Annotated in this window: 10 protein-coding genes; 5 read left to right on the forward strand and 5 right to left on the reverse strand. The window is 65.4% G+C overall.

The window, feature by feature from the left end:
• The first annotated feature begins 32 nt into the window (after positions 1–32).
• The 4 genes from ASF00_RS08925 to ASF00_RS08940 all read left to right on the forward strand — a co-directional run bounded on the left by ASF00_RS08925 (position 33) and on the right by ASF00_RS08940 (position 5,557).
• Positions 33–1,169: a thiolase family protein gene (locus tag ASF00_RS08925; RefSeq protein WP_055877530.1), complete on the forward strand. Its 1,137-nt coding sequence runs from the start codon at positions 33–35 to the stop codon at positions 1,167–1,169.
• Entirely contained in the window at positions 1,169–3,487 is a 2,319-nt protein-coding gene (locus tag ASF00_RS08930; RefSeq protein WP_055878714.1) for a 3-hydroxyacyl-CoA dehydrogenase/enoyl-CoA hydratase family protein, read from the forward strand. The genes ASF00_RS08925 and ASF00_RS08930 overlap by 1 nt, the downstream gene beginning before the upstream one ends.
• Positions 3,488–3,755: 268 nt before the next feature.
• A complete protein-coding gene (locus ASF00_RS08935; RefSeq protein ID WP_055877533.1) occupies positions 3,756–4,166 on the forward strand; it encodes a DUF2147 domain-containing protein in 411 nt (136 codons plus the stop codon).
• Between the two features lie 56 nt (positions 4,167–4,222).
• Entirely contained in the window at positions 4,223–5,557 is a 1,335-nt protein-coding gene (locus ASF00_RS08940; protein WP_055877536.1) for an OmpP1/FadL family transporter, read from the forward strand.
• 345 nt (positions 5,558–5,902) lie between these two features.
• On the opposite strand, the gene secA is transcribed toward ASF00_RS08940, so the two are convergent.
• From secA to ASF00_RS08955, 3 genes are all read right to left on the reverse strand, one after another.
• Positions 5,903–8,641, reverse strand: a complete 2,739-nt coding sequence (gene secA, locus ASF00_RS08945) for a preprotein translocase subunit SecA (RefSeq protein ID WP_055877539.1) — start codon at positions 8,639–8,641, stop codon at positions 5,903–5,905.
• A gap of 98 nt (positions 8,642–8,739) precedes the next feature.
• Positions 8,740–8,991: a hypothetical protein gene (locus ASF00_RS08950; protein ID WP_055877542.1), complete on the reverse strand. Its 252-nt coding sequence runs from the start codon at positions 8,989–8,991 to the stop codon at positions 8,740–8,742.
• Between the two features lie 63 nt (positions 8,992–9,054).
• Positions 9,055–9,669 carry an energy transducer TonB gene (locus ASF00_RS08955; protein ID WP_162233580.1) on the reverse strand — a complete coding sequence of 205 codons (615 nt, stop codon included), beginning with the start codon at positions 9,667–9,669 and terminating at the stop codon, positions 9,055–9,057.
• A gap of 46 nt (positions 9,670–9,715) precedes the next feature.
• Between ASF00_RS08955 and argJ the strand changes: the two genes are divergently transcribed.
• Positions 9,716–10,933, forward strand: coding sequence for a bifunctional glutamate N-acetyltransferase/amino-acid acetyltransferase ArgJ (gene argJ, locus ASF00_RS08960; protein ID WP_055877549.1), 1,218 nt, complete (start codon positions 9,716–9,718; stop codon positions 10,931–10,933).
• A 9-nt stretch (positions 10,934–10,942) separates the two neighbouring features.
• On the opposite strand, the gene ASF00_RS08965 is transcribed toward argJ, so the two are convergent.
• Both ASF00_RS08965 and trxA read right to left on the reverse strand, forming a co-directional pair.
• On the reverse strand, positions 10,943–11,374 hold the full coding sequence (locus ASF00_RS08965) for an avidin/streptavidin family protein (protein ID WP_055877553.1): 432 nt from the start codon (positions 11,372–11,374) through the stop codon (positions 10,943–10,945).
• Positions 11,375–11,472: 98 nt separating this feature from the next.
• Positions 11,473–11,796, reverse strand: a complete 324-nt coding sequence (trxA, locus tag ASF00_RS08970) for a thioredoxin TrxA (protein WP_055877560.1) — start codon at positions 11,794–11,796, stop codon at positions 11,473–11,475.
• Positions 11,797–11,822: the final 26 nt, after the last annotated feature.

Below are 11,822 nucleotides of genomic sequence, written 5' to 3' on the forward strand. Positions count from 1 at the left end.
ATGCGGGGCGACCGCAATATGAGAGGATCATCGTGACCAACGTCGTCATCGCCGGGTACGCCCGTTCGCCGTTCCACCTCGCCGGCAAGGGCGAGCTCGCCCGTGTCCGTCCGGACGACCTCGCCGCGCAGACGATTCGCGGGCTTCTCGACAAGACCGGCGTCGATCCCGCAGAGATCGAGGACATCATCCTCGGCTGCGCCTTCCCCGAGGGCGAGCAGGGCCTCAACGTCGCCAAGCTGATCGCGCAGATCGCCGACCTGCCGATCTCGGTCGGCGGGATGACGGTCAACCGGTTCTGCGGCTCGTCGATGAGCGCGATCCACATCGCCTACGGCCAGATCGCGGTCGGCGCGGGCGAGGCGTTCATCTGCGCCGGGCTCGAATCGATGAGCCGCGTGCCGATGGGCGGCTACAACCCCCTCCCCAACCCCGCGCTCGCGAAGAAGAGCGCTGGCGCCTATATGGGCATGGGCGAAACGGCCGAGAACGTCGCGCGCCAATACCAGATCACGCGCGCCGAGCAGGACGCATTCGCGGTAAAGAGCCAGGACAAGGCCGCTGCGGCGCGCACCGATGGCCGCCTGTCCGACGAGATCGTGACGATCCAGACCAAGGGCGGCCCCGTCAGCCAGGACGGCACGATCCGCGCCGGCACGACCACCGAGGCGCTCGCCGGCCTGAAGCCCGCGTTCAGCGCGGAGGGTTCGGTCACGGCCGGCACATCGTCGCCGCTGACCGACGGCGCGTCCGCGGTGCTCGTCACCTCGGAAGAGTTCGCCAAGAAGCATGGCCTGACGATCCTCGCCCGCATCAAGTCGATCGGCGTATCGGGGTGCGCGCCCGAAACGATGGGGCTCGGCCCGATCGGTGCGTCGAAGAAGGCGCTCGAACGCGCCGGGATCACCGTCGCCGACCTCGACGTGGTCGAGATCAACGAGGCGTTCGCCAGCCAGGCGATCGCCTGCATCCGCGATCTCGGGCTGAAGGACGAGACGATCAATCTCGACGGCGGCGCGATCGCGATCGGTCACCCGCTCGGCGCGACCGGCGCGCGGATCGTCGGCAAGGCGGCCGCGCTGCTGGCCCGCGAAGGCGGCCGCTACGCGCTCGCGACGCAGTGCATCGGCGGCGGTCAGGGCATCGCAACGGTGCTGGAGCGCGCATGATGGTCGATCAGGTGAAAAAGGTCTGCGTCATCGGCGCAGGCGTGATGGGCGCGGGCATTGCGGCGCAGGTCGCCAATGCCGGCATCCCGGTGCTGCTGCTCGATATCGTCCCCCGCGAGGGTGACGACCGCGATGCGGTCGCCAAGGGCGCGGTCGCCAAGATGCTCAAGACCGACCCCGCGCCCTTCATGTCGAAGCGCGCGGCCAAGCTGGTCGAGACGGGCAACATCGACGACCATCTCGACCGCGTCGCCGAGTGCGACTGGATCGTCGAGGCGATCGTCGAACGGCTCGACATCAAGCAGGCGCTCTACGCCAAGCTCGAGGCGCTGAAGCGTCCGGGCACCGCGGTCTCATCGAACACCTCGACGATCCCGCTCGGCAACCTCGTCGCGGGGCGGACGGACCAGTTCAAGGCCGACTTCCTGATCACGCACTTCTTCAACCCGCCGCGCTACATGCGGCTGGTCGAGATCGTCCGCGGTGCGCACACCGACGTCGCTGTCGCCGAGAAGGTCGAGGATTTCGTCGATCGCTTCATGGGCAAGCGCATCGTCCGCGCGAAGGACACGCCGGGCTTCATCGCCAACCGGATCGGCACCTATTGGCTGGCGATCGCGATCAACGCGGCGATGGACCAGGGGCTGACCGTCGAGGAGGCCGACCAGATCGGTGGCCGCCCGATGGGCGTGCCCAAGACCGGGATCTTCGGCCTCGTCGACCTCGTCGGCGTCGACCTGATGCCGCTGCTGTCGAAGAGCCTCTCCTCCACGCTGCCCGCGGGCGATCCGTATTTCGATACAGTGCGCGACATGCCGCTGGTCGACAAGATGATCGCCGAGGGGTTCACCGGCCGCAAGGGCAAGGGCGGCTTCTACCGGTTCGACAAGGCGACTCGCACCAAGCTGTCGCTCGACCTCGCGACTGGCGAGTATCGGCCCGAGGCCAAGCCCGCGGAGCTGCCCGGCAAGACGGGCAAGGATCTCGCCGCGCTGATCGCCGAGCCCGGCAAGATCGGCACCTATGCCTGGACGATTCTCGGCAACACGCTGTCCTATGCGGCGATGCTGGTCGGCGAAGCCGCGGACGATGTCGTCGCGATCGATGACGCGATGAAGCTGGGGTACAACTGGAAATACGGGCCGTTCGAGCTGATCGACCGGATGGGACCGGGCGTTCTCGCTGCGCGTCTCGCCGACGAAGGCCGCGACGTTCCCGCGATCCTGACCACGGCCGGCGATCGTCCGTTCTACCGCGTCGAGAATGGCCAGCGTCAGTATCTCACGACGGGCGGCGATTATGCCGACGTGCCGCGCGCGGACGGCGTCGAACTGCTCGAGGACATCAAGCTGCGGTCGCAGCCGATCCTCCAGAACCTGTCGGCGTCGCTCTGGGATGTCGGCGACGGTGTCGCCGCGCTCGAATTCCACACCAAGATGAACGCGCTCGACGATCAGGTCGTCGCGCTCATCAACGAGGCGATCCCGGTCGTCCGCGAGCGTTTCAAGGCGCTGGTGGTGTATAACGAGGCGGCGAACTTCTCGGCGGGCGCAAATCTCGGCGCGGCGATGTTCGCGGTCGGCGCGGGCCTGTGGGACATGGTCGAGGCCAGCGTCAAGGGCGGGCAGCAGGCGTACAAGGCGCTCAAATACGCGCCCTTCCCCGTCGTCAGCGCCCCCGCGGGCCTCGCGCTCGGCGGCGGGTGCGAGGTGCTGCTCCATTCGGACGCGGTGCAGGCGCATGCCGAGACCTATGCAGGGCTCGTCGAATGCGGCGTCGGGCTCGTCCCCGGCTGGGGCGGCAATGGCGAGATGCTCGATCGCTGGACCAAGTCGGGTACGCTCCCCAAGGGCCCGATGCCGGTGCTGACCAAGGTGTTCCAGGCGGTCTCCACCGCGCAGGTCGCCAAGTCGGCGGCCGAGGCGAAGGAGATGATGATCCTGCGCAAGGACGACGGCATCACGATGAACCGCGACCGGTTGCTGGCGGACGCCAAGGCCAAGGCGCTGGCGCTGGTCGAGGGCTATGTCGCGCCGGAAGCGCCGACCTTCCGCCTGGCGGGGGCGAGCGGTCGTACGGGGCTGAACATGGCGGTCGCGGACTTCCACAAGAAGGGCATGGCGACCGAGTACGACCTCGTCGTCGCGGATCGTCTTGCCGAGGTGCTGACGGGCGGCGACGCCGATCTGGTCGACACCGTCACCGAGGACCGGCTGCTCGATCTCGAGCGCGCGGCGTTCATGGCGAGCGTGAAGGATCCGCGCACGCAGGCGCGCGTCGTCCACATGCTGCAGACGGGCAAGCCGCTGCGGAACTGACGATGTTCCCCCGCGAAGGCGGGGGCCCAGGGTCAAGCGGCGCTACGTGCGTTACCCTGGGCCCCCGCCTGCGCGGGGGAACGATGAACTCATGACCACTATTTCACCGGTCGGAATCAGTAAGAAGACTTGACTTGTCTTCCGACGAAACTAGGGCGGTTTCATGACTGCCGTATACGGTAACAGGGTCGCGCTAACGTCGTTGGCCTTACGAGAAATTGTCGACCGTACATATACGGCGACCCCAAATTCTAGGAGAGGATCGAAGATGTCCCTGTTGATCGCCACCGCCCTGCTCGCCGGCGCGTCTGCCACGCCCGAGACCGTCGTCGGTCGCTGGAAGACCGAAACCCGCAACGCCATCGTCGAGATCGCCCGCTGCGGCCCGTCGATCTGCGGCAAGATCCTGACCTCCGACGCGCTGCGCGCCAATCCGTCGATGAAGGACGCGAACAACGCGAACACCGCGCTGCGCAACCGTCCGATCCAGGGCATGCAGATGCTGAGCGGCTTCAAGGCCGACAAGGACGGCGTATGGAGCAGCGGCCAGGTCTACAATGCCGAGGACGGCAAGACCTATAGCGGCAAGATCACGCCCGTCGGCGCGAACCAGCTGAAGCTCCGCGGCTGCGTCTTCTTCCCGCTCTGCAAGACGCAGACCTGGACGCGCGTGCGCTGAGGCGCCGCCGCCACACTGAATTTCTCCCCGATCATTTCCAGTACAGAGTCTGTTTCATGTCCTTGCGTATCAAAGCCCCACTTCTCGTCGCCTCCGCCCTCGTCGGCACCGTCGGCTTCGCCAGCACCGCCTATGCCGACGCCTTCTATCTCCAGGCGCAGTCGGCACGCGGCGCAGGCCGTGCGTTCTCGGGCGAAGGCGCGGATACCGGCCCTGACTCGCTGTGGTGGAACCCGGCGGCGATCGCCGGCATCCGCGACGGCAGCGCGACGCTGAGTGCAACCGCGATCCTGCCCAAGGGCGACGTCGTCGATACCGGGACGGTCATCGGTCGTCCGACCTTCTCGCCGACGACCGGTCGGCCAACCGGCCTGAACTACACCCCGGTTGGCGGCAACGGCACGTCGAGCGATCCGATCAACAAGGGCGTCGTCCCATCGGGCGCGATCGCCTACCCGCTCACCGACCGGATCGCGATCGGCCTTGCGGTGACGTCGCCGTTCAGCTTCACCACCAATTACGAGGCGAATAGCTGGGCCCGCTACAGCGCCGACAAGACGCGGCTGCGCACGATCGACGTCCAGCCTTCGATCGGTGTGGTCGTCACCGACTGGCTCCGCGTCGGCGGTGCGCTCAACGTCGAATATACCGACGCGATCCTCAACAACGCGCTCCCCAATCTGTCCGCGGCGTTGCCCGATGGGCATCAGGAGTTGAAGGGCGATGGCTGGGACTTCGGCTGGACCGCGGGCGTGCAGCTGCACAACGACTTCGCGACCGTCGGCATCAGCTACAAGTCGAGCATCCGGCATAACCTGAAGGGCGATCTCACGGTCAGCGGCCTCGTCGGTCCGCTCGCGTCGTCGAACACGACCGTGTCGGGCGCCAAGGCCGCGTTCAACACGCCGGGTCAGGTGATCGTCGCAGGCCGGTTCCGCGGCACCGACAAGCTGACGCTCAACGCACAGGTCGTCGCATATAACTGGAGCAAGTTCGACACGATCGATCTCGGTGCGCCGCTGAATACCGCGATCCCCGAAAACTACATGGACAGCTGGAGCCTCGCAGGTGGCTTCGACTATGACGTCACGCCCAAGCTCACCGTGCGTGCCGGCGTGCAGCGCACCAAGTCGCCGACCCAGGACGGCCAGCGCGACGCGCGCGTGCCCGACGCCGATCGCTGGACCTATGCGGCCGGCGGCTCCTACCAGCTGTCGCCGCGCATCGCGCTCGACGCCGGCGCGCAATATGTCGACTTCGCCAACACGACGATCGACCGCAACACGGCGGCCTATGCCGGCACTGCGGTGCAGACCAATATCCTGACCTCGGGCGCGCTGCGCAACGCCTCGGCGGTCGTGCTGTCGCTTGGCGGCCGCGTGAGCTTCTGACGATAGGGGGGGCGCCGCCCGTTCGGCAGCGCCCCCCAACTAATCGATCACTTCCTATCGATGCCGGCGATCTCCGGCTCGCGGCAACGGCCTTAGCGTCAGCGTGCTCGCGCTCGAAAATACTCTATCCTCCTTCGCCCGGACGAAGTGCCGCGCAAGGCGACTCTAGAGGATAATACGCGACAGCGGGCGAGCCGAACGCTCCCTACCAGGCAGACGCCCCCCCCGCCGGGGGATGATCCAACCACCCATCCGTGCGACGCTCGCGATCGTGACCGGTGTCAGCCAACCCGACATGCCGGTCAGCGTGCCGGGCGCCCGATACGCCCGGCCTCGTTCAGCCGGTCACACCGCGCCGTGGCACTGCTTGTACTTGCGGCCCGAGCCGCACGGGCACGGCGCGTTGCGGCTGACGACGCCTTCCCAATTCGCCGGATCCTCGCCGATATCGGCCTCCTGCGGCTGCGGGATCTGGAGCGGCGGCATCGTCGACGTGATGTGGCCGCGCGTGCCCGCATCGAAGTCGTTCGAATTGTCCTCGCCCGTGAACGGGTCGAAATGCGTCGTGATGAAGTCGGGCAGCTCGGGCAGCCCGACCGGCGCCTGCATCTGGAACTGCGCATGCGCGATCGTCTTGGTCACGTCCTCGCGGATCGTCTCGAGCATCCGCTGGAACAGCGAGAACGCCTCCTGCTTATACTCGTTGATCGGCGTCTTCTGCGCGTACGCACGCAGATGGACGACCTGGCGCAGCGCGTCGAGCGTGGCCAGATGCTCCTTCCAATGATGATCGAGATTCTGCAGCAGGATCGACTTCTCGACCGACGTCCACGTCTCGGTATCCAGATCCGCGGCCTTCGTCGCGATCGCCTCGTCCGCCATCACGCGGACCCGCTCCTCGATCACCTCGGGGTCGACCGACTCCTCCAGCAGCCACGCGTCGATCGGTGGCTCGAGGTTCATCACCTCGGCCAGCCGCGCCTTCATCCCGGCGACGTCCCACTGCTCGGGGTACGAGTTGGGCGGGCATGCATCGCCGATGATTACGTTGACCGTCTCCGCGCGCATGTCGGTCACCACGTCGCCGACGGTCTCGGCATCCATGATGTCGGCACGCTGCTCGTAGATGACCTTGCGCTGCTCGTTCATCACGTCGTCATATTCGACGACCTGCTTGCGGATGTCGTAGTTGCGCGCCTCCACCTTCTTCTGCGCGGTCTCGATCGCCTTGCTCAGCCACTTGCTGCCGATCGCCTCGCCGTCCTCGATATTGTTGCGCATCATCTTGGCGAACAGCGTGTCCGGCCCGAAGATCCGCAGCAGATCGTCGTCGAGGCTCAGATAGAAGCGCGACAGGCCCGGATCGCCCTGACGCCCCGAACGCCCGCGCAGCTGGTTGTCGATGCGCCGGCTCTCGTGCCGCTCGGTGCCGAGCACGAACAGGCCGCCCGCGGCGAGCACCGCCTGCTTCTCGGCCTCGATCTCGATCTCGATCCGCGCCGCTTCGGTAGCATATTCCGGCGTGCCCTCGACCAGGTCGGGGTGCTCGTCGAGCATGCGGAATTCGAGGTTGCCGCCGAGTTTGATGTCGGTGCCGCGGCCCGCCATGTTGGTCGCGATCGTCACCGCGGACTTGCGCCCGGCCTGCGCGACGATGTGCGCCTCCATCTCGTGGAAGCGCGCGTTCAGCACCTTGTGCTCGACCTGTTCGCCGACCAAGAACTCGCTCAGCAGCTCGGACTTCTCGATCGACACCGTGCCGACGAGCACCGGCTGGCCGAGATCGGCGTGGTGCTTGATCTTCTTGGCGATCGCCGCGAACTTGTCCTTGGTGTCCTTGTAGAACTCGTCTTCCTCGTCGACGCGCTTGACCGTGACGTTGGTCGGGATGCTGACGACGTTGATCTTGTAGATGTCGTAGAACTCGGCCGCCTCGGTCGCCGCGGTGCCGGTCATGCCGCCGATCTTGGGGTACATGCGGAAATAGTTCTGGAAGGTGATCGAGGCCATCGTCTGGTTCTCGGGCTCGATCTGCACGCCTTCCTTCGCCTCGACCGCCTGGTGCAGGCCGTCCGACCAGCGCCGGCCGTCCATCATGCGACCGGTGAACTCGTCGATGATGATGACCTTACCGTCCTTGACGATGTAGTCGATGTCCGACTTGAACATCACGATCGCGCGCAGCGCCTGGTTAAGGTGATGGACGACCTGCGTGTTCTCGAAGTCGTACAGATTCTGCCCCTCGAGCAGCCCCGCCGCCTCGAGCATGCGCTCGACCTTCTCGGTGCCGTCCTCGGTGAGGATGATCGTCTTCTGCTTTTCGTCCTTGTCGTAATCGGCGGGATCGAGCTGCTTCACGACCGCGTCGACCTGCATGTACAGCTCGGACTTGTCGTCGGTCGGGCCGGAGATGATCAGCGGCGTACGTGCCTCGTCGATCAGCACCGAATCGACCTCGTCGACCACCGCGAAGTTGAAGGGGCGCTGCGTCATCGCGCTGCGCTCATACTTCATGTTATCGCGGAGATAGTCGAACCCGAACTCGTTGTTCGTCCCATAGGTGATGTCCGCGGCATAAGCGGCGCGGCGCTCCTCGTCCGACAGGTTCGGGATGATGACGCCGATCGTCATGCCGAGGAAAGTATAGACCTGCCCCATCCACTCCGCGTCGCGCGCCGCGAGGTAATCGTTGACGGTGACCACGTGGACGCCGTCGCCGGGCAGCGCGTTGAGATAGGTAGCGAGCGTGGCGACGAGCGTCTTGCCCTCGCCGGTCCGCATCTCGGCGATCTCGCCGCGGTGGAGGACGATGCCGCCGACCATCTGCACGTCGTAATGGCGCTGGCCGAGCACGCGCTTAGCGGCTTCACGGACAGTCGCGAACGCTTCCGGAAGCAGGTCGTCGAGCTTCTCGCCTTCTGCGAGCCGCGCGCGGAACTTGACCGTCTGGCCTGAGAGTTCGTCGTCCGACATCGCCTGGAGCGACGGCTCGAACGAGGCGATCTTCGCGAGGATCGGGTTGAGCGACTTGACGTAGCGGTCGTTGGACGAACCGAACAAGGATTTGGCGAGGCCACCGAACATGGGCTGATTTCCTGGATATGAGACGCGGCGGCACGCTTTGCGCCCGCACGCGGAAGAATAGGGAGCGGCCCGCAGGCCGAGGGATCAGGCGCCCGACGCTATACGCGCCGACGGTCCGCCCAGATCGGGGTGGTGCCGAGGTCGATGGCGCGCGGCGTCGCGGAGACGGCAATTTCCGCCAGCGAGGCGAGCCTCGCAACCGGCCGCACCGCGACCTTCGCCACCGCGACCACGGCGGCCTGTGCGCAGATGCTGCCCTGCGCCACCGCCTGCGCCGACTGCCCACGCACACCCGGTACCGCGCCGGTCAGCGCGGACAGGAGGGCGGAAAGGAGAAGCAGCAGGTTCATGCGTCCCGATCCATTATGGCAATGCTGTTGTGACGTCCATCCTGTAGATCGACTTAAAGACGCTCAGTCGGCGGGCTTGGCGACTGCCGAGTAGCGGTAATGTACAAGGGTGCGGGATGGCTGGCCATTACGGACATAGGTGCCGTACGTCGGCGATCCTGGAACGAGCTTGGCACAGGGATCCGGCTGCGCCGCGTCGGATTTCGTGATGACGCGGCAGCTCACGATATTGCCATCCGTCCCGATAACGCTCTCGAATTCCGTCACCTGTTCGAACTTGCCCGACGTCAGGTCGATCGGCGGCGCGGAGTCCGGCACCAGCCAGTTGACAGGCATATGATAAGTGCCAGCGGTCGGTCGGCCTTTCAGGTCCGTCGCAGGGTTGAACCGTCCGCGTTCCATGACGATCTCGCACGTCTTCAGATCGAGGCTGGTGGTGCCACTCGACTCGCTGACTTTGCACGATATGACTTTTCCGTCGGAGCCGACGTCGACGTCTGCGACGACCCGTCCAGATCGATTGGCTCGAACGGCCTCAGGCGGATAATCATCAGCCGTTATCCACGTACCCGGGTTGCCGATCGGAACCGGCATCATCGGCCGCTGCGCCGCGGTTGCAGTGGTTACCGAGCAAATTGCGAAAGCTGCCCCAACCAATCGCTTGCCTGTCAATGTCATGTTGCTACCCCGCTGCCCGACCCAGAAGTAACCTAGGCGATCCCGCATGTCATCACCGCTCGCGCTCCCGTTCCCGTCAGCACCTGCCATTGCTGGGGTGACCGCATATGTGGCCCGCGCACGGTACAAGGCGTGGGACAGGTGCGACCTGACATTCGTGACGCTCGATCCGGGGACAGTAGTGGCGGGCGTGCTGACGACGAGCAAATGCCCGTCGCCCGAGGTGGAATGGTGCCGTGCGGCGCTGACGCTTGGGCAGGCGCGCGCGCTGGTGGTGAATGCGGGCAATTCGAACGCGTTTACCGGTTCGCGCGGCAGAGCGGCGGTCGAGGCGATCGCGGCGCGGACCGCGGCGCATCTCGGCTGCCAGCCTTCGGACGTGTTCGTGTCCTCGACCGGGGTGATCGGCGTACCGCTGCCGATCGACAAGGCCGAAGCCGGGCTGGATGCCGCGTTCGCCGCCGAGCCGTGCGGCTGGGAGAATGTCGCCTCGACGATCATGACGACCGACACCTTCACCAAGGGCGCGGTGACGACCGTGGTGATCGACGACCGCACGGTCACGCTGGTCGGCATCATCAAGGGGTCGGGAATGATCGCGCCCGACATGGCGACGATGCTCGGCTTCATCTTCACCGACGCCGCGGTCGAGCCAGCGTTCCTGCAGGCCGCGCTGTCGCAGGCGAATGCGCCGAGCTTCTCGTGCATCACCGTCGACAGCGATACCTCGACCAGCGACACGGTGCTGGCATTCGCCACGGGCAAGGCGGGTAATACGGTACTCGCGGACGATGACAGCGTCGGCGCCGACGCGTTCCGGGCGGCGCTCGCTGACCTCTGCCATCAGCTGGCCATGCTCGTCGTCCGCGACGGCGAAGGCGCGCAGAAGCTGATCGAGATCCAAGTCACGGGCGCCGAGAGCGACCGCAGCGCGCACCGCGTCGCGATGAGCATCGCCAACTCGCCATTGGTGAAGACCGCGATCGCGGGCGAGGACGCGAACTGGGGGCGCGTCGTCATGGCGGTCGGCAAGGCCGGCGAACCCGCCGATCGCGATACGCTGTCGATCCGGTTCGGCAATACGCAGGTCGCGGAAGGTGGCTTGGCGCTGAGCGGCTATGACGAGGCGCCGGTCGCTGCACATCTGAAGGGCCAGGAGATCGAAATCGGCGTCGATCTCGCGCTAGGCGAAGGCCGCGCCACCGTGTGGACCTGCGACCTGACGCACGGCTATATCTCGATCAACGCCGACTATCGTAGCTGACCGAGGCGATTAGTTTTGCTTGATGAAAACGTTGCCGCCGCAATGTGCGAGCAACCAGCCATATTCGGCGGCATGGTTCGGAGACGAAAGCGTTGGCACAAGATGCCATAATGTCCGGATCGACGTCAGCGGATCGCCTTGATCGAACGTGCCATCGACTCGCTGGTCGGGAAGATACTGGCCTGCCCACGAACAGACGGAACGATGTTCCCCGTCATCGTCGATGCGATTGTAGCTGACGCAGAATGTAATCAGATCGCCCGTGACGAAACCCGTCATGGGGAAGAATTCACCGTTGTTCTCAACACCTACGCACGTACGATAGGTACCCTCGATGCGCAGATGTGACAGTGTGGAAGAGGGCAAGGACAATGGATCGGCACGCGCGATCATCATTTCGGACCCGAGATCATTAACCCAACTGCCGACGAATGCGTTCATGACACCCTCCCCGTTCAGGAAAGACGTTACCGCATTGCCGGCAGCATGAGAACAGTCTTCTTATACCTTAGCCGCGCAAGTACTGCACGACTTGGGGATCAGGCCAGTTCGCCCTCAAGCCAGGCCTTGAGCCGGCCCTTGGGCTCGGCGCCAACCTTGGTCGCGGCCGGTGCACCGCCCTTGAACAGGATCATCGTCGGGATGCCGCGGACGCCGTACTTGCCCGGCGCGTCGGGGTTCTCGTCGATGTTGAGTTTGGCGATCGTCACCTTCTCACCCAGTTCTTCCGAGATTTCCTCGAGCGAGGGTCCGATCATCTTGCACGGACCGCACCATTCCGCCCAGAAATCGACGAGCACGGGCCCGTCCGCGTTCAGGACGTCCGCATCGAAGCTGGCATCGGTAATCTGCTTGGTCGCCATCGTGAATTCTCCTTCGTTGAATGCAA

It is taken from the genome of Sphingomonas sp. Leaf34, assembly GCF_001421805.1.
Classification (GTDB): Bacteria; Pseudomonadota; Alphaproteobacteria; order Sphingomonadales; family Sphingomonadaceae; genus Sphingomonas.

Excerpts from the sequence above, each read along its gene's own strand:
- ASF00_RS08965 (WP_055877553.1), bottom strand. The coding sequence starts at position 11,374 with ATGAACGCATTCGTCGGCAGTTGGGTTAATGATCTCGGGTCCGAAATG.
- ASF00_RS08930 (WP_055878714.1), top strand. The coding sequence starts at position 1,169 with ATGGTCGATCAGGTGAAAAAGGTCTGCGTCATCGGCGCAGGCGTGATG.
- ASF00_RS08950 (WP_055877542.1), bottom strand. The coding sequence starts at position 8,991 with ATGAACCTGCTGCTTCTCCTTTCCGCCCTCCTGTCCGCGCTGACCGGC.
- trxA (WP_055877560.1), bottom strand. The coding sequence starts at position 11,796 with ATGGCGACCAAGCAGATTACCGATGCCAGCTTCGATGCGGACGTCCTG.
- argJ (WP_055877549.1), top strand. The coding sequence starts at position 9,716 with ATGTCATCACCGCTCGCGCTCCCGTTCCCGTCAGCACCTGCCATTGCT.
- ASF00_RS08940 (WP_055877536.1), top strand. The coding sequence starts at position 4,223 with ATGTCCTTGCGTATCAAAGCCCCACTTCTCGTCGCCTCCGCCCTCGTC.
- ASF00_RS08955 (WP_162233580.1), bottom strand. The coding sequence starts at position 9,669 with ATGACATTGACAGGCAAGCGATTGGTTGGGGCAGCTTTCGCAATTTGC.
- ASF00_RS08935 (WP_055877533.1), top strand. The coding sequence starts at position 3,756 with ATGTCCCTGTTGATCGCCACCGCCCTGCTCGCCGGCGCGTCTGCCACG.
- secA (WP_055877539.1), bottom strand. The coding sequence starts at position 8,641 with ATGTTCGGTGGCCTCGCCAAATCCTTGTTCGGTTCGTCCAACGACCGC.